This is a genomic window from Flavobacterium pedocola, assembly GCF_053764385.1.
This window is the reverse complement of the sequence record NZ_JBSNCR010000005.1, coordinates 14,974-33,386: the sequence shown is the minus strand read 5'-3', so window position 1 is coordinate 33,386 and position 18,413 is coordinate 14,974. Positions and strand designations below refer to the sequence as shown.

At 39.3% G+C, this 18,413-nt stretch carries 17 protein-coding genes; 12 read left to right on the top strand and 5 right to left on the bottom strand.

Annotation, left to right across the window (positions count from 1 at the left end):
• Positions 1–20 precede the first annotated feature (20 nt).
• Genes ACWPKD_RS12405 through ACWPKD_RS12395 form a run of 3 tightly spaced genes read left to right on the top strand, consistent with a single transcriptional unit; the run spans position 21 to position 1,509 of the window.
• Positions 21–554, top strand: a complete 534-nt coding sequence (locus ACWPKD_RS12405; RefSeq protein ID WP_455412999.1) for a TlpA family protein disulfide reductase — start codon at positions 21–23, stop codon at positions 552–554.
• 3 nt (positions 555–557) lie between these two features.
• Positions 558–1,169 (top strand): thioredoxin family protein, encoded by a 612-nt coding sequence (locus tag ACWPKD_RS12400; protein ID WP_455412998.1) that lies wholly within the window; start codon positions 558–560, stop codon positions 1,167–1,169.
• Between the two features lie 22 nt (positions 1,170–1,191).
• Positions 1,192–1,509, top strand: a complete 318-nt coding sequence (locus tag ACWPKD_RS12395; protein ID WP_455412997.1) for a rhodanese-like domain-containing protein — start codon at positions 1,192–1,194, stop codon at positions 1,507–1,509.
• Positions 1,510–1,534: 25 nt separating this feature from the next.
• Here ACWPKD_RS12395 and ACWPKD_RS12390 read toward each other — a convergent pair whose 3' ends face one another.
• Complete coding sequence (locus ACWPKD_RS12390) at positions 1,535–2,215, bottom strand: Crp/Fnr family transcriptional regulator (RefSeq protein WP_455412996.1); 681 nt, start codon at positions 2,213–2,215, stop codon at positions 1,535–1,537.
• 101 nt (positions 2,216–2,316) lie between these two features.
• Here ACWPKD_RS12390 and ACWPKD_RS12385 point away from each other — a divergent pair, with 101 nt between their 5' ends.
• The 8 genes from ACWPKD_RS12385 (at position 2,317) to ACWPKD_RS12350 (ending at position 10,891) form a co-directional block, all read left to right on the top strand.
• Positions 2,317–4,689 carry a heavy metal translocating P-type ATPase gene (locus tag ACWPKD_RS12385; protein ID WP_455412995.1) on the top strand — a complete coding sequence of 791 codons (2,373 nt, stop codon included), beginning with the start codon at positions 2,317–2,319 and terminating at the stop codon, positions 4,687–4,689.
• A gap of 72 nt (positions 4,690–4,761) precedes the next feature.
• Positions 4,762–4,953: a cbb3-type cytochrome oxidase assembly protein CcoS gene (gene ccoS, locus ACWPKD_RS12380; RefSeq protein WP_455412994.1), complete on the top strand. Its 192-nt coding sequence runs from the start codon at positions 4,762–4,764 to the stop codon at positions 4,951–4,953.
• Positions 4,954–4,955: 2 nt separating this feature from the next.
• The gene (gene ccoN / locus ACWPKD_RS12375; protein ID WP_455412993.1) at positions 4,956–7,139 is read left to right on the top strand and encodes a cytochrome-c oxidase, cbb3-type subunit I; all 2,184 of its coding nucleotides are present in this window, start codon (positions 4,956–4,958) and stop codon (positions 7,137–7,139) included.
• A gap of 15 nt (positions 7,140–7,154) precedes the next feature.
• Positions 7,155–7,349 (top strand): CcoQ/FixQ family Cbb3-type cytochrome c oxidase assembly chaperone, encoded by a 195-nt coding sequence (locus ACWPKD_RS12370; RefSeq protein WP_455412992.1) that lies wholly within the window; start codon positions 7,155–7,157, stop codon positions 7,347–7,349.
• A gap of 3 nt (positions 7,350–7,352) precedes the next feature.
• Positions 7,353–8,306 (top strand): cbb3-type cytochrome c oxidase N-terminal domain-containing protein, encoded by a 954-nt coding sequence (locus ACWPKD_RS12365; protein ID WP_455412991.1) that lies wholly within the window; start codon positions 7,353–7,355, stop codon positions 8,304–8,306.
• 6 nt (positions 8,307–8,312) lie between these two features.
• Entirely contained in the window at positions 8,313–9,731 is a 1,419-nt protein-coding gene (gene ccoG, locus ACWPKD_RS12360) for a cytochrome c oxidase accessory protein CcoG (protein ID WP_455412990.1), read from the top strand.
• Positions 9,732–9,741: 10 nt separating this feature from the next.
• Entirely contained in the window at positions 9,742–10,188 is a 447-nt protein-coding gene (locus ACWPKD_RS12355) for a FixH family protein (RefSeq protein WP_455412989.1), read from the top strand.
• 1 nt (position 10,189) lies between these two features.
• Positions 10,190–10,891 (top strand): sulfite exporter TauE/SafE family protein, encoded by a 702-nt coding sequence (locus ACWPKD_RS12350; protein ID WP_455412988.1) that lies wholly within the window; start codon positions 10,190–10,192, stop codon positions 10,889–10,891.
• On the opposite strand, the gene ACWPKD_RS12345 is transcribed toward ACWPKD_RS12350, so the two are convergent.
• The 3 genes from ACWPKD_RS12345 to hemN all read right to left on the bottom strand — a co-directional run bounded on the left by ACWPKD_RS12345 (position 10,892) and on the right by hemN (position 13,814).
• Positions 10,892–11,467: a uracil-DNA glycosylase family protein gene (locus ACWPKD_RS12345; protein ID WP_455412987.1), complete on the bottom strand. Its 576-nt coding sequence runs from the start codon at positions 11,465–11,467 to the stop codon at positions 10,892–10,894.
• A gap of 130 nt (positions 11,468–11,597) precedes the next feature.
• Positions 11,598–12,296, bottom strand: a complete 699-nt coding sequence (locus ACWPKD_RS12340; protein WP_455412986.1) for an alpha/beta hydrolase — start codon at positions 12,294–12,296, stop codon at positions 11,598–11,600.
• Between the two features lie 153 nt (positions 12,297–12,449).
• On the bottom strand, positions 12,450–13,814 hold the full coding sequence (gene hemN, locus ACWPKD_RS12335) for an oxygen-independent coproporphyrinogen III oxidase (protein ID WP_455412985.1): 1,365 nt from the start codon (positions 13,812–13,814) through the stop codon (positions 12,450–12,452).
• A 164-nt stretch (positions 13,815–13,978) separates the two neighbouring features.
• Between hemN and ACWPKD_RS12330 the strand changes: the two genes are divergently transcribed.
• Positions 13,979–16,255 carry a cation:proton antiporter gene (locus ACWPKD_RS12330; RefSeq protein ID WP_455412984.1) on the top strand — a complete coding sequence of 759 codons (2,277 nt, stop codon included), beginning with the start codon at positions 13,979–13,981 and terminating at the stop codon, positions 16,253–16,255.
• A gap of 64 nt (positions 16,256–16,319) precedes the next feature.
• Here the strand turns inward: ACWPKD_RS12330 and ACWPKD_RS12325 are convergent, their stop codons facing one another.
• Entirely contained in the window at positions 16,320–18,371 is a 2,052-nt protein-coding gene (locus ACWPKD_RS12325) for a M13 family metallopeptidase (RefSeq protein WP_455412983.1), read from the bottom strand.
• Positions 18,372–18,413 lie beyond the last annotated feature (42 nt).

The window sequence follows — 18,413 nt, the reverse complement described above, 5'->3', positions numbered from 1 at the left end:
TAGTCAATAAATAAAAGGAGATGAGCAAGTTTGTCTGGATTATATTTTTTTATGCAACAACGGTTTTAGCGCAGAACAACGGTGCTGATTTAACACAAAATGTTCCTTTAAAGGTATACGAAGATGGTGAACTGAAAATCAAATCGTACGACTTTAATGGCTTTGAACCTTTTTTGCATCAAAATGATGATGTAACCTACGTGGTTAATTTCTGGGCTACCTGGTGTTTGCCTTGTGTAAAGGAACTTCCTTATTTTGAACAGTTGAATGAGAAATACAAAAACCAGAAAGTAAAAGTTATTCTGGTAAGTATGGATTTACCCAAAAAGGTAGAAACAAGTTTGCTGCCGTTTATGAAAAAACGAAAGCTGCAATCCGAAGTAGTTCATCTGGACGATCCCGATGCCAACGCCTGGATAGAAAAAGTTGATAAAAACTGGAGTGGTGCGATACCGGCCACAGTCATCTATAACAGTAAGGAAAGGAAGTTTTACGAACGTTCTTTCACTTACGAAGCATTGGAAAAAGAATTACTATCAATCATCAATAACTAAATTATGAAAACACTTAAAATTACCGCAATGGTTGTGCTTGTTTGTGTAATGAGCGCTTTTACCCTGGTTAAATCTGATTCGGGTTATCAGGTTGGCGATATCGCGACGGATTTCAGCTTAAAGAATGTCAACAATAAAAAAGTTTCCTTAGCTGATTTCAAAGATGCGAAAGGATTCATCGTGATTTTCACCTGTAATCATTGTCCGTATGCCAAAGCGTATGAAGACCGCATTATTGCGTTAGACAAGAAATACAAGAAATTGGGTTATCCGGTCATCGCCATCAATCCGAACAATCCGGAAGTACAGCCGGCCGACAGTTTTGTACTGATGCAGGAACGCGCAAAGGAAAAAGGATTTACTTTCCCGTATTTATTCGACGAAGGACAGAAAATCTATCCGCAATATGGTGCTACCAAAACACCTCATGTGTATATTTTAGAGAAAACCAAAGCCGGAAATATGGTGAAATACATCGGAGCTATCGATGATAATTACGGAGATGAAGCCGCTGTTAAAACCAAATATGTGGAAAATGCCGTAGATGCGTTGTTGAAAAATCAGGAAGTTCCTGTAAAAACTACAAAAGCTATTGGCTGTTCCATCAAAGCATAGTATTTTTGCCAAAAATACAACTATGAACATTTCACAAGAACAATGGTGGCAAGGTATTCAGGAAGATGAAAATGCCGTGATCCTAGATGTAAGAACAGAAGGAGAATGGAACGAAGGCATCATTCCGGGCGCATTGCATATCGATATTTATAAAGGTCAAGGGTTTATCTATCAGGTAGATGAACTGGATAAATCGAAAAATTATTACATCTATTGCCGTTCCGGAGCACGTAGCGGTCAGGCCTGCAACATCATGCAGCAGATGGGTTTTACCAATACCTATAACCTGATGGGTGGTATTATGGAATGGGAGGGGCCGGTAGTTATACCAGAACAATAAAAAAAGGAGCAATTTGCTCCTTTTTTTATTCTGACATCTTTTGCAGTTCTTTTATATTTTTAAGGATGATTTTCTTTCCGTTGATTTCAATCAGTCCGCTTTTATTGAATTCGGATAACAAACGGATGCAGCTTTCCGTAGCCGTTCCGATGATACTCGAAATCTCTTCTCTTGACAAATGTAATTTAAGTGATTGGTCCTCATTAACACCAAAAGTATCGTGCAGATAGAGTAGTGTGGAAGCCAGTCGCTCCTTAACGCTTTTTTGTGCCAGATTTACCAGGACATTGTCGGCTTCTTTCAAATCATGGCAAACATTTTTCATTACGTTTAAAGAGAACTTATTGTTGTCGTTAAAAAAAGCCATAACCTGACTTTTAGGCACAAAACAAACCGTCATGTCCTCCAGGGCAATTGCGCTCAAATTGGTTGGTTCCTCACTTATTAAGGAACGTTGCCCCAATAATTCACCTCGGGTAACCAATTTCACGATATGATCTTTTCCGTTGGAACTCAGTTTGGTTAGTTTGCAAACGCCGTCTTTCACACAGAAAATCCCGTCCAGATGATCGCCTTCGTCAAAAATGATTTCTCCTTTTTTTACTACGTATGACGTTTTACAATCGGCGAGTTTCAGCAATTCGTCTTTGTTCAAGGCCTTTAAAGCGCTGAATTCCCTAACGATACATTGTTCACATTTACTCATTTTCTTCCGATTTGTTTCTACAAAGGTACTAAAGTATGACAAAAATCATATTTTAAGAAATCATAGTGATGGAATTTTGCTTCAGGTAAAATGAGCAAATTATGAGTACACAGAATTGTTTCCATTGCGGTAACGATGTTCTTAAAACGGACGAGATTCTGTTCGATGAAAAATCCTTTTGTTGTACCGGATGTAAAACCGTGTATGAAATTTTCAGTCTGAACGGTTTAACCTGTTATTACGATTTCGAAAACGCGCCCGGAGCCACTCCACAGGATAGTAAAGGAAAATATGATTTTCTTGATAATGTTGATATCGTAGAAAAGTTATTGGAATTCAACGAAGAAAAAACGCAGATTGTTTCGCTGTATATTCCGCATATCCATTGTAGTTCCTGCATTTGGATTTTGGAAAATATGAATAAATTGAACAAAGGAATATCGGTTTCCCAAGTTAATTTTCATGAAAAGAAAGTTCGAATTACCTTCAATCCTGAAAGCACTTCGCTTAAAGAAATCATCTTGTTGTTAAGCTCCATTGGCTATGAACCTTACATTAGTTTGGAGAATTTCGAAAGCAAGAAAAAAGAAGTAGACAGAAGTTTGTATTACAAAATAGGCGTGGCTTTTTTCAGCTTTGGGAACATTATGCTTTTGTCGTTTCCGGAGTATTTCGAAGTAGGTGAATTCTGGATAGAACAATACAAAGATTTTTTTAGGTGGTTGGTTTTTGCCTTGGCATTACCGCCGTTTTTTTATTCGGCTTGGGGTTACTACGTTTCGGCCTTGAAAAGCATCCAATCCAAAATGCTCAACATCGATATTCCAATCGCTTTGGGTATTGTGGTGATGTTCGTCCGTAGTACATTCGACATTGTTATGGGCTATGGTCAAGGCTTCTTCGACAGTATGTGCGGACTGATTTTCTTTATGCTTTTAGGAAAGATGTTTCAGCAGAAAACCTATAATTTTCTTTCGTTCGAACGCGATTACAAATCCTATTTTCCAATAGCCGTAACCAAAATTTTAAGCGATAAATCCGAAGAAGCAATTCAGGTGTACGCTATTCAGAAAGGTGACCGTTTGTTAATCCGCAACCAGGAACTAATCCCTGTAGACGGCATTCTGATTTCCGAAAAAACAGCTATCGATTACAGTTTCGTAACAGGAGAAGCAGTCGCGATTGAAAAAAAATCAGGCGACAAAATCTTCGCAGGCGGAAAACAAATTGGTAATGTGATTGAAATGGAAGTGCTTCAAACGGTTTCCCAAAGTTATTTAACACAATTGTGGAGTAATGATGTGTTCCAGAAACATATCGACAGAAAATATAAAAATATTACCGATACCATAAGCCGTTATTTTACGCCCGCTTTGTTGCTTTTGGCTGTTGTTTTTTTCTGTTATTGGATTTTTATCGATGCCAATACCGCGTTCAATGTGTTTACCGCAATTCTGATTGTGGCCTGTCCTTGTGCTTTAGCCTTAACAGCGCCTTTTACTTTAGGAAATGTACTTCGTATTATGGGGTACCGAAAGTTTTATCTGAAAAATGCAACAGTTATTGAACAATTAGCCAAAGTGGATACAGTGGTTTTTGATAAAACTGGAACGATTACCACCAATAAAAAAACCGCCATTACCTATGAAGGAACCCTTTTAAATGCTTTTGAACTTGCATTGCTGAAGAGCGTTTTGCGTGGTTCCAACCATCCGTTAAGCCGAAGACTTTATGATTTTATTCCGAATCAGGAAAAATTAGAGACGACTCATTTTGAAGAAATCATTGGTAAAGGAATTTTTGCCCATATAGGCGGTCATTCGGTCAAGTTAGGTTCGTCTCAATTTCTACAGCACATGAGTGAAAACACCCATAAGAAAACCAAAGTTCACGTAGAAATCAACGGAATTTACAAAGGAAGTTATGTGTTTAACAATCAGTACCGGGAAGGGTTGGAGCAATTGTTTGAAAACCTTTCCAAACGATATGATTTAATGGTTTTATCAGGAGATAATGACGGTGAACGAAAGATTTTAGAGAAGATGCTGCCGACGGAAACCACTTTAGTTTTTAACCAAAAACCGGAAGAAAAACTTGCTTTTATAGAAAGTCTCCAGAAGAATGGCAAAAATGTCATGATGGTGGGGGATGGCTTAAACGATGCAGGAGCTTTGGCACAAGCCAATGTAGGAATTTCAATTTCAGAAAATGTAAACGTGTTTTCTCCTGCCTGTGACGGAATTTTAGATGCAACCCAGTTTTTCAAAATCAATTATTTCCTGCAATACTCCAAGCATGCGATGCAGACTATTTATATGAGTTTTGGACTTTCCCTGTTGTACAATGTTGTTGGGTTAAGCTATGCAGTTACTGGGAATCTGCTTCCAATTGTCGCGGCTGTCATTATGCCTTTAAGCACCGTAACCATTATAAGTTTCGTGACTATTATGAGTAATTATTTCGCAAGAAAATAAATATCGGAGCATGATAAAAATCATGTTTTATCCACAATCGCTAAAGTAATTTTGAACTATAAATTTTAAGGTATGAGTGTTATTTATCTCCTAATCGCCATCAGTATCATTGTCGCGCTGGCATTTCTGTATATTTTCATAACAGCAGTTAAAAACGGTCAGTTTGATGATGATTACACACCATCGGTTCGCATGTTGTTCGAAGATGAGCTCAAAGACAAAAACCAGAACAAATCCCAAATCCAAACAGAAAAACAAAACTAATTATGGAAGTGCAACAATTTTATTACGATAACAAAATTGTAAAGAAGTTTCTCTATGCTTCAATCCTTTTTGGAGTGGTCGGAATGTTGGTAGGGCTGCTTATTGCAGTGATGTATATTTTCCCGAATATAACCGACGGAATTTCGTGGTTAAGCTATGGTCGTTTGCGTCCTTTACATACTAATGCGGTGATTTTTGCTTTCGTTGGAAATGCGATTTTTGCTGGAATCTATTACTCTTTACAACGATTACTGAAAACCAGAATGTACAGCGATGTGCTCAGTAATATCAACTTCTGGGGTTGGCAGTTAATCATAGTGGCTGCAGCAATTTCGTTGCCCATGGGGTATACCAGTTCAAAAGAATATGCCGAGCTGGAATGGCCTATTGATATCGCCATTGCTATCATTTGGGTAACTTTCGGTATCAATATGGTTATGACGATTTTACGCCGAAGAGAACGCCATTTGTATGTGGCCATCTGGTTTTACATCGCCACATTTGTAACCGTAGCGGTACTGCATATTTTCAACAGTTTGGCCTTACCGGTAAGTGGCTTGAAAAGTTACTCTGTATATGCAGGGGTTCAGGATGCTCTGGTGCAATGGTGGTACGGTCACAATGCCGTAGCGTTCTTTTTGACCACACCGTTTTTAGGGCTGATGTATTACTTTATTCCTAAAGCGGCAAATCGTCCTGTATATTCGTATCGTTTATCAATTATCCACTTTTGGTCTTTGATTTTCTTATACATCTGGGCAGGCCCTCACCACTTATTATACACCGCTTTGCCGGATTGGGCACAAAATTTAGGAGTTGTTTTCTCCGTAATGCTGATTGCACCGTCCTGGGGTGGTATGATCAACGGATTATTGACCTTGCGTGGTGTTTGGGATAAAGTGAGAACCGAACCGATTTTAAAGTTCTTCGTAGTGGCCATCACAGGGTATGGAATGGCCACTTTTGAAGGCCCGATGCTATCGCTTAAAAACGTAAATGCCATCGCACACTTCACGGATTGGATCGTAGCGCACGTACACGTTGGCGCTTTGGCCTGGAACGGATTCATGACTTTCGGGATGATTTACTGGCTGGTTCCGAGAATGACCAAAACTGAGTTGTACTCTAAAAAATTAGCCAATTTCCACTTCTGGATTGGGACATTAGGAATCATTTTATATGCCTTGCCGATGTACGTTGCCGGATTCGTTCAGGCACAGATGTGGAAACAATTCAACCCGGATGGTTCTTTGGTTTATGGAAATTTTCTCGAAACCGTAAAAGAAATCATGCCAATGTATGCAATGCGAGCCATCGGAGGAACCATGTTCATTATCGGTATGTTAGTTTTGGTGTACAACATTATCATGACGGTTAAAAACGGGAAACCGGTTGAAGATGAATTAGCCGAAGCACCAGAGCTAGTAAAAATCTCTCCAAACCGATTAAAAGGTGAGAAATTCCACGGATGGTTAGAAAGAAAACCAATTCAGTTGACAGTTTTAGCAACCGTTGCCATCCTAATAGGAGGAATTATCCAGATTGTACCTACGTTGGTAGTAAAATCCAATATCCCAACAATTACAAGTGTAAAACCTTATACTCCGCTTGAGTTGGAAGGTCGTGATTTGTACATACGTGAAGGTTGTGTGGGCTGTCATTCGCAAATGGTGCGTCCGTTCCGATCTGAAGTTTCTAGATACGGAGAATATTCAAAATCAGGGGAATATGTATATGATCATCCATTCTTATGGGGGTCAAAACGAACAGGTCCGGATTTGATGCGCGTAGGAGGAAAATACAACGACAACTGGCATTTCAACCATATGTGGGATCCGCAAAGTACATCAGCCGGTTCGATTATGCCAGGTTACAAATGGTTGTTCGATAACAAGCCGATGGATTATTCCGATACGGAAGCTAAAATGAAAGCTATGGTAAGTTTAGGCGTTCCTTATACCGATGAAGAGATCGCCAACGCAAAAAAAAGCATAGCAGAGCAATCGGCTAAAATCGAGGAGAACCTTAAAAACGATCCCGATTTTGTAAAAAGTTACGAGGAAAGCATGAAAAACGCCAAGGTTAGAGGTGAGCAGTTCATACCAATGAAAGATCGTGAAATTACAGCTATAATAGCTTATTTGCAGCGTTTGGGAACCGACATCAAAATAAAACAAGCGGAATAATTTAAAGTATCAGTTATGTTAAAATTCATCAAACACAATATGGAAACCATCTCCGGAATAGAGATTTATCCGATTATATCGTTACTGATTTTCTTCATCTTTTTTGTTGCACTTTATGCTTGGGTATTTACCTATAGGAAAGAAAAAATTGCAGAAATGAGCAATATTCCTTTTGCCGACGGGCATTCCAATGAATTTCTAAATCCATAAGCTATGAAGAAGTATTTTCCAATGTATGTAAGGATTCCGGTTTTATTTGCCTTGTTTTTCATCGCAATGGAGTTCTTTATCGATTCCGGTGACCGTCCTGCATTTATCAAGTATCCGATTGTTTTATTAATACTGTTGTTTTTTCTTTTTATCCTGATCGTTATTGAAGTGGTGGTAAAAGCAACAAACAATATTCTGTACAATCTTTTAACCGAAGAACAACGAAAACAGCAGGAAATTGAAGACGAATTACCATTCACGGAATCCGCTTTCTATAAAAAATGGATGCAGAAGTTAACCTGTTCCCGTAAAATCGAAGAGGAAGGCGAATTGCTTCTGCACCACGATTACGATGGTATAAAAGAGTTGGACAATGTATTACCGCCATGGTGGGTGTATTTGTTCTATGCTTGTATCGCATTCTCCTTCATTTACATGGTTCGTTTCCACATTTTAGGACACGATGACCAAACCATGGAATTTGAAAAAGAAATGGCCGAAGCTAAAATAGCAGTTGAAGAATACAAGAAGACCGCTCCGGATTTAATGGACAAGGAAAAAGTAACGCTTTTAACCGATGCTTCAGAAATAGCAGCCGGAAAAACTATTTTCGAAACCAACTGTGTAGCGTGTCACCGTGCGGATGCAGGAGGAGCGATCGGGCCGAACTTAACAGATAGTCAATGGATTAACGGAGGCGGAATTAAAAACGTGTTCAATACCATCATGGAAGGCGGTCGCGCCGGAAAAGGAATGGTGCCCTGGAAAGAAATTATCAAACCTACAGATATTCAAAAGGTTGCAAGTTACGTATTGAGTTTGCAAGGAAGCAATCCAAAAGCTGGAAAGGCTCCGGAAGGTGAAGTCTGGGTTGATGAAAATGCTTCGAAACCTGAATCCGGAAAAGCAGATGAAAAAGCCTCAAATGCAGCTCCCAACAGTACCATGTTAAAATAGAATGCCATGCCCAATCTGCCGGATGAAAGTTTTAGAGATAGTATCGCGACCATCGATAAAGAAGGAAAGCGCGCCTGGATTTTTCCTAAAATTCCAAAAGGGAAGTTTTATGAGAGAAGAAAACTGTTAAGTTATTTTTTGTTAACCTTTCTGTTTTCGGCACCGTTTATCAAAATCAACGGGAATCAGTTCTTACTGTTTAATATCATGGAGCGGAAATTCTCGATTTTCGGGTTTCCGTTTTGGCCACAGGATTTTCATTTGGTGGTAATCTCGATGATTATCGGAGTAGTGGGACTGGCTTTGTTTACGGTAGCTTTCGGACGTATTTTCTGCGGATGGTTTTGCCCACAAACGATTTTCATGGAAATGCTTTTCCGAAGAATCGAATTCTGGATTGAAGGCGATCGTGGTGCTCAGATGAAGCTTAATAAACAGGAATGGAACGCGGAAAAAATCAGAAAGAAATCCGCAAAATGGTTTTTGTTTTTCGTTGCATCATTTGTGATTGCGAATGTGTTTTTGTCCTATTTAACAGGAAGTGATCGGGTTTTGGATATGGTTAGGCAAGGGCCGTTTCATAATATAAGCACGTTCATAGCCTTATTGATTTTTACGGCGGTTTTCTATTTTATTTATGCATGGTTTCGCGAGCAGGTATGCATTATTGCCTGTCCGTACGGAAGGATGCAAGGTGTTTTGCTCGATAATAAAACAATAAATGTTGCATACGATCACAGGCGTGGGGAAGGCGCATCGGGCAGAGCTAAATTCAAGAAAAATGAAGACCGTAAAATGTTGGGGAAAGGTGATTGTATTGATTGTCATCAATGTGTGAACGTTTGCCCGACAGGTATTGATATCCGTAACGGTATTCAGTTGGAGTGTATCAATTGTACGGCATGTATTGATGAATGCGACCATATTATGGAAAGCGTGAACCTGCCGAAAGGCTTGATTCGATATGCTTCAGAAAACGAAATCGTAAAAAAAGAGAAGTTCGTTTTTACCACAAGAATGAAAGGTTATGTGGCGGTTTTAACGATTTTGATTGGTGTTTTAATTGGAATGCTGTTTCTGAGAAATGATGTGGAAGCTACGGTATTACGACTTCCGGGGCAGTTGTTTCAGCATAAGGGCGAGAACATCAGCAATGTGTTTACCTATAAATTGGTCAATAAAACGATGCGGGATTTTGACAACATCCATTTCAAATTGGCTAAACCCAAAGGAGAAATCAAAATGGTCGGAAAAGAAAGTTTTAAAGTGGAAAAAGAAGACATGGCGCAAGGTACCTTGTTTGTGGAAATCCATCCTGCATTTTTAAAAGGCGATAAAACGAAAATTACTATTGAAGTATATAATGATAAGGAACTTCTGGAAACCACAACAACGAATTTTTTAGGACCGAGAAGTTTTGATTAAAATAATAATTATGAAAATAAATTGGGGAACAGGAATTGTCATTGCTTTCGGGCTGTTCATGACATTCATATTGTACTTCGTGTTTAAGGTACAATCCGATTCGCAGTACGACCACGAAATGGTTACTGAAGAATATTATAAAAAGGAATCAGGGTTTCAGCAGCAGTTGGACAAATCGCAACACGCTTACGATTTAAAAGACAAACTGACAATAACTTCCCAAAACGGAGGCTTACTGATAAGCTTTCCAAAAACGTTCGATTATACTAAAATTAAAGGTAAAGTGTCCTTTTACAGACAGTCCAACCAGAAACTGGATTTTGAGAAAACCATCTCATTGTCCGATTCAAATTTGCTCATACCTAAAACAGATTTGGTGGGCGGTCGTTGGGACATTACTATTGATTGGGAATACGAAGGTGTTGGGTATTTGAACAAACAACAGGTGAATTTATAAGATGCTTTTTTCAGGGTTCATACTAGGATTAATAAGCAGTTTGCATTGCATTGGGATGTGTGGTCCCATCGCGATGCTGCTACCGCTTGACCATAAAAACCCTGCAAAAAAGATAGTACAGCTTTTAACGTATCATTCCGGAAGGGTAGTAGCTTATATGACTTTCGGGTTGGTTTTTGGTATGTTGGGTAAAGGACTTTTTCTGGCCGGAATGCAGCAACAATTGTCTGTTGTCATTGGCTTTTTGATGATTGCATTCGTGCTTATACCGGAGAAAGTTCTCGCCCAATATAATTTTTCCAAACCTATTTACCGATTGATCTCGAAAGTGAAAACTTCTTTAGGGAATCAATTTAAAAATAGAAGTTATAAGGCGCTATTTACCATTGGATTATTGAACGGATTTTTACCTTGCGGATTGGTGTATGTCGCTTTATTCGGAGCGATTGCCATGCAAAATGAATTACTTGGAGTAGGGTATATGATGCTTTACGGATTAGGTACTATTCCGATGATGAGCACTGTGGTTTATGTTTCCAATTTATTGACAGTTCCAATGCGTAACAGGATTCAGAAAGTCATTCCAATGGTGACCGTTTTTATCGGAATATTGTTCATTATGCGCGGTTTAGGACTTGGGATTCCTTATGTTTCTCCTAGTGATATAAGCCTTTTTGTGCAAAACAATCCAGTTTGCCGCTAATTACTTTTTAAGTGTTTCCCGGACAATTTTTCTGAGTTCAGGAACGACTTCTTCTTCAAACCACGGGTTTTTCTTCTGCCATAATTTGTTTCTCGGTGACGGATGTACCAAGGGTAGGAACTTCGGTAGAAATTCTTTATAATGCTGAACGTTTTCGGTTAGATTCTTATACGATTTGTCCTTGAGATAGTATTTATGCGCATAATTTCCGATGAGCAATATCAGTTTTACATCGGTAATTTGCTCCAAAAGCAACTGATGCCAAAGTGGGGCACATTCCGGTCTTGGCGGAAGATCACCGGATTTTCCTTTTCCCGGATAACAGAACCCCATCGGCATAATTCCAAAAATAGAAGTATCATAAAACTGATTGCGGTCTACATTGAGCCAACGTCGTAATTCTTCGCCACTGGCATCATTCCAGGGAATTCCGCTTTGGTGGGCTTTAGTGCCCGGAGCCTGGCCAATAATGATGATTTTAGATTCGCTGCTGATGGACAAAACCGGTTTCGGATGATTCGGCAGAAAATCTTTGCAGACGGTACATTGTTCTATTTTATGAAGTAATTCTTCCACTACTAAAGGGTTTGAAATAACGGAGTAACTGAATTTGATATTGACTCAAATATAAAGAAAATAGAGCCTTGAAGTTTGATTCAAAGCTCTGTTAGTATAAAAATACGATTTAAAATACTTGTTGATTTGTTCAACTTTCGATTGTTCTTGCGGCCTCTAAAATCAATTCGGTTATTTCTTTCGGACGGGAAGCTAATGAGGCGTGACTTGCATCTAAATGGACTATTTTTTTCGGATTCATTCTTTCGGCCATTTCTTTTTGGGTTGCCGGCGGAATCATACGGTCGTTATCTGATACCTGATACCAGCTCGGTTTGTTTTTCCAGGCAGGTTCTCCGGCTTCTTCACCAAAACATTTTCCGTGAATTGGTTTTTGTGCCAATGACATGACCAGAGTTTCATCTTCATTTAAATCTTGGCAGAAACTTTTGTGGTATTCATCGTATTTGATCCATAAATATCCTTTACTGTCCGGATAAATGCTTGCTCCTCCGGCAGGTTGTTCCCTTCGGGCAAATATACTTCCTAAGCTTTCTCCTTTGTCGGGAGCAAATGCTGCAATGTAAACCAGCCCGGCTACTTTGTCGTGATTACCTGCTCCTGAAATTACCGAGCCACCGTACGAATGTCCTACCAATAAAACTTTCCCTTCCTGAGCATCCAGTAAATCTTTGGTTTTTTGAATATCATCTTCCAAAGAAGTTAATGGATTTTGAGCACTCCGAACTTTGTACCCTTCTTTATGTAAAGCCGGAATAATGTGTTGCCAATGCGAGCCATCTCCCCAAGCACCATGTACTAATACAATGTTTAAATCTTTTGTTGCCATAATGATGATTTTAAAATTAGGATTGACAGGTGGATTCAGGCATTAATATATCCCATAGAAAGTTACCTTAAAATTACAGCTTTTAATTTGGAATCAGGGTGAAATGAAGATGATTTTACTATTAAGTTTTTGTTTGTCAGGCGTTTGTGTTTTTTAAACCGTCATCGAGAACAATTGTGTTAGCGGCGCTTTTCGTTTTAAACGTAAATCAAAGGCCATACAAATGTTCCGTACGAAAGGTTTGCCTTGTTCGGTAACGGTGATGGCATTGTGTTGAATAATGAGTAAATCGTCGTTTTCCATTTCAGTTAATTGTGCTAAAACTTCCGGTAATTCTTCAAAATACAAATGACTTTCATCCCAGGAAGTCGTGAATTGGCACATCAGATTTAGAATGTGTTTGCGGATTATCAAATCTTCGTTGTTTAAAATATGGCCTTTGAAAACCGGAATTTCATTGTTATCCAATCGTTTATAATAATCTTCCAAAGTCTTTTCGTTTTGGGCAAAACCATACCAGCTGTCACTGATGGAGGAAACGCCTAAACCAATCATTAACCGGGTTTTGGATGAAGTGTATCCCATGAAATTGCGATGCAGTGTCCCTTCCTGAAAAGCCTGGAACATGGTGTCTTTTTTCAATGCAAAATGATCCATGCCGATTTCCTGATACCCTTTTTTCGCCAGTAATTGTTTCCCGATTTCATACAAGCGCCTTTTTTCATCATCCTTTGGAACATCTTCATCATTAAAGCCGCGTTGTCCGTTGCCTTTTATCCACGGAACATGCGCATAACTGTAAAACGCTAATCGGTCTGGCGAGAGGGCTTTGGTTTTCTCAATAGTATCCACAACATTTTCAATTGATTGAAACGGTAAGCCAAAGATCAAATCGTGTGAAATCGAAGTATATCCAATCTCTTTTGCCCAGAATGTCACTTTTGCCACATTGTGAAAAGGCTGAACTCTGTGAATGGCGTGCTGTACTTTATCGGAGTAATCCTGGACGCCAAAACTCACTCTTCTGAAGCCTATATCGTATAATTTTTGAAGGTGTTCGCGAGTGGTATTGTTAGGATGCCCTTCAAAACTAAATTCGTATTCTTTTGCTCTTTCGGCTCGTTTGAATATTCCGTTGATGAGGTTTTCTAAATTTTCCGGTAAGAAAAACGTTGGTGTTCCGCCGCCCAGATGAATTTCTTTGATTAATGGTTTTTCCGGAAGCAGATCACAGTACAATTTCCATTCTTTTAAAACCGATTCGATGTAAGGATGCTCTACTTCATGCCTTTTTGTAATGCGTTTATGACAACCGCAAAAAGTGCACAAGCTTTCGCAAAACGGTAAATGAATGTACAAACTTATGCCTTCTGTAACATTGCTTTCTGTGAATGATTTTATAAAACTGTTTTTCCAGCCTTCCTTGGAAAAAGAACTTTCTTCCCAATAAGGAACTGTCGGATAGCTTGTATAGCGGGGCCCGGGAACGTTGTATTTTTGAATTAAAGACTTGTTCATAGCTTAGATTTTACAGTTTCAAAAGTACTTTTCACCTCAGAAAACGAAAATGATAATTGTCATGTTTACCGTTTTAATAAATATTGTTCCAATAACCTTTAATTCTTTTTTTATTACTAATATTGATGTCCGTAAGCGAAAAGCATCAACCGCTTGTTTTTATTATGAAAAAATTCAAAAACAGCTTTTTTTACTTCAGTATTGTCGGGGCTACTTCAGCCATCATGTATTGGACCGTTCAGCATGGTAAAGACCTGGAAGCAGGCAGAAATGTTGTTGTTGCCAATTCTGGGAATAGCCAATGGCAGGAATTTTTAAACTCATTAGGGCATAATCTTACCCATCCGCTCGCGATCTTATTGGCACAGATTGTAATGATCGTTTTTGTGGCGCGACTTTTTGGTGCTATCTTTAAACGAATAGGCCAGCCAAGTGTAATTGGTGAAATCCTTGCCGGTATTTTTTTAGGACCATCGGTGATTGGGCATTATTTTCCTGAATTTTCACAAGCTTTGTTTCCTTCAGCATCATTAGGCAATTTGCAGTTCCTTAGTCAGATAGGGTTGATATTGTTCATGTTTGTGGTAGGAATGGAACTGGATTTGAAAGTGCTTCAGAACAAAGCCAAAGAAGCTGTGGTTATCAGTCATGCCAGTATTGTAATTCCGTTTACTTTGGGATTGGTTCTGGCGTATTTCATTTACGTGGATTTTGCTCCGGAAGGCGTTGAGTTTCTTTCGTTTGCATTATTCACCGGAATTGCCATGAGTATTACCGCTTTCCCGGTTTTGGCAAGAATCGTTCAGGAGCGCGGACTGCACAAAACCAAATTAGGGGCCATGGTAATTACCTGTGCCGCAGCAGATGATATTACAGCCTGGTGTATTCTGGCTGCCGTAATTGCGATTGTAAAAGCAGGTTCGTTTCTTAGTTCGCTTTATATCATTGCTTTAGCGATTATTTATGTATTGCTGATGCTGAAAGTGGTAAAGCCGTTCTTAAAGCGTATCGGAGAGCTTTATGATGATCCGGTTAGCATAACCAAACCGGTAGTGGCTATTTTCTTTTTGACATTGCTTATTTCATCTTATGCAACGGAAATAATTGGTATCCACGCTTTATTCGGGGCTTTTATGGCCGGTGTAATCATGCCGGAAAGTATGCGTTTCCGTAATGTTTTCATCGAAAAAGTGGAAGATGTTTCCCAGGTAATGTTATTGCCGTTGTTCTTTGTGTTTACGGGACTTCGTACGCAGATAGGTTTGTTGGATGACGCTTATTTATGGGAAGTTTGCGGGTATATTGTTTTGGTGGCCGTAGTAGGTAAATTTGTCGGAAGTGCGCTGACTGCCAAATATGTTGGGCAGAACTGGAAAGACAGTTTAACCATCGGAGCCTTGATGAACACACGTGGTCTGATGGAACTTGTCGTGCTAAATATCGGTTACGATTTAGGTGTTCTGAAACCTGAAATCTTTGCCATGATGGTGATTATGGCTTTGGTGACGACTTTTATGACTGGACCGGCTTTGGATATCATCAACTTTGTATTTAAATCAAAAGCAGAGATTGTTCCGAAGGAAATTGTTCAGAACAACAAATTCAAAATATTGTTTTCGTTCCATAATGCCAATGAGAGTCAGTCCTTGTTGCGTTTGGCGAATAATTTCGTGAAGAAAATGAACAATAATGCCATCGTTACGGCAATGCATATTTTACCAAGTAACGAGTTGAATCCGTACAATATTGACCAATACGAAGAAGATAGTTTTAAACCGGTATTGCAGACTTCGGAAGAACTGAACCAAAAGTTAACAACCATTTTCAAGAGTTCCATCGAAGTGGAAAATGATGTTGTAGAGGTTTCCAATAAAGGCGATTTCGATTTGGTACTGATGAGTTTGAGCCAGTCCATTTTCGACGGAACCTTTTTGGGGAAAGTACTTGGATTTACGACCAGAATCATTAGCCCTGAGAGTTTAATCAGCAAATTTACCGGTAAGGAGAAATTGTTTGAAAGCGAGCATTTCGACGAAAGTACAGCCATGATTTTAGCCAAAACCGAAGTGCCTGTTGGTATTTTGGTGGATAAGAACTTCGAGAATGCAAATCAGGTTTTTGTCTTGTTGCTGGATGAAAGCGATTTATTCCTTTTAGATTACGCTAAACAATTGATTGAGAACTCAAGCGCTACTGTTACAATCCTTGATAAAGCAGGACATTTGAAAGGAAGTTCCGTTTTTAATGAGAAGATTGATAAAATCAGCAAGCAATATCCTAAGCACGTAAAATTGGCGGTAGAAAGAAAAATTGAAAAGGCTTTACTGGACGAACAGGATTTAATGATTATCAGTGTGGAAACCTGGAAAGAACTTTTGGACAAACAAAGTTCGTGGTTGAACAAAACCCCATCGTTGTTAATTATGAAACCGAAAGCATAATCAAAAGTATATAAAAAGAAAAAGGAGCTTATTCAAGCTCCTTTTTTATTGCAATTGGTTTGTATTACCAAATCTTCACTCTTTTGTTTTCAGGAAGGAACATTTTGTCACCTTCTTTCACATTGAATGTTTTATAGAATTCTGGGATGTTACTCAATGGTCCGTTGATTCGCCATTGTGCCGGAGCGTGAACATCGGTCATGATCTGGTTGGCTAACGATTCATCTTTCATGTTCACCATCCACGCATACCCGTAGGCTAAGAAGAAACGCTGATCCGGTGATAAACCACTTATTTTTTGTTGTTTTTTGTACTGTTCCGTTTTCTTGAACGCTTCGTAACCCATTACCACACCACCTAAATCGGCAATATTTTCACCTTGAGTGGCATCACCGTTTAAGTGTTTGGTTCCTAAAACCGTGTAGTTGTTGAATTGCTCTACAATCAGCTTGGTTTTTTCTTTGAATTTCTTCAAATCTTCCGCTGTCCACCAGTTGTTCAGGTTACCGTTTTCGTCGTATTGGCTTCCCTGATCGTCGAAACCGTGTGTGATTTCATGTCCGAAAGTCGATCCTCCGATGATTCCGTATAAGATGGCGTCATCCGGCATTCTTCCTTCAAATCCCGGAACGATAATATTACAAGCAGGAACTACAATTTCGTTATTACTCGGGTTGTAATACGCGTTATAGGTTTGCGGATACATGCTCCATTCGGTTCGGTCAACCGGTTTTCCGAATTTGGAAACCATATAGTTGTAACCCCAAATGTTTGCGTTGATCACGTTTTTGCAGTAAGAACTTCTGTCAATGGTTAAAGCGCTCATGTCTTTCCATTTGTCAGGATAACCTACTTTCATTACGATTTTGCTCAATTTGCTCAGCGCCTTTTTCTTGGTAGCTTCGCTCATCCAGTCCAATTGTTTGATGTGATCTGCATACACGGAACGGATGTTGTTTCCGATTTCCAGTAATTTCTCTTTTGAACCTTTCGGAAGGTATTCTGCTACATAAATCTGTCCGATCAATTCCCCTAAGGAACCGTCTGTTTGTTCCACGACTCTTTTCCAACGCGGTTTCTGTTCTTTAACGCCGTTCATTACGGTAGAATAGAAGTAGAAATTCTGTTTATCGATAGCTTTGTTCATATAAGAAGCGTAGGAATTCGTCAAATCCCATTTCAGGTATACTTTCCAGTCTTCGATAGTATATTGGCTTACCAAAGTATTCAGGGTTTTGAAGAATTCCGGCTGTCCGACAATTACTTCGCTGGCATTTTTAATTCCCATGGCCTGAAGCACCGGCGACCATTTCACGGCTGGCGTTGATTTATCCAGATCAGCTACTTTCATTTTGTTGTAGTTTTTGATCGGATCACGAAGCGCTTCCAGTTTTCTGGATGCTTTTGCCAATTCGGTTTCCATCTTCATGATTAAAGCGGCGTTCTTTTTGGCAGCTTCGGCATTTTGACCTGTAAGCTTTTGCATGGCTTCAAGGTGTTTTACATATTCCTCACGGATTTTAACGGTTTCCGCATCGGTATTGAAATAGTAATCACGGTTGCCCATTCCCAATCCGCCCTGCGATAAAAACAAAGCGTATTGTGTACTGATTTTATCATCCTGTCCCACATAAAAACTGAAAGCAGGACCGGCACCTTGTGTATGCAGATAACCGATGGTTGTCATTAAAGACGGGACATCTTTTATTGCATCGATTTTTTGCATGTTTCCGTTTAACGGTGTCAAACCTGCTTTTTCAATAGCGTTTTCGTCCATGCCGGAAGCATAGAAATCACCAATCTTCTGTTTGTTGCTGCCTTTTTCTGCTCCTGTATCTTCCGAAGCTTTTACGCAGATTTGTTTGATTTGTGAGTTGATGGTATCACCAATGGTTCTGAAAATACCGTTGCTGCGTTCCGATGCCGGAATCGGGTTTTTCTTGAACCATCCGCCGTTGGCATAATTAAAAAAGTCATTCGCCGGATTAACAGTCGTATCGCGATTGGTAACCAAAGGGTCGGTCAATTCGGCTAAATTCTCCTTGCCGTCTTTTTTGCAGCCTACCAACAAAGTGGCGGAAAGGCACAACGACAAAGCAATTGCATTTGTTTTCATATATGTAAAATTTATTTTTAAGAGGTCATATATGGTATGCTT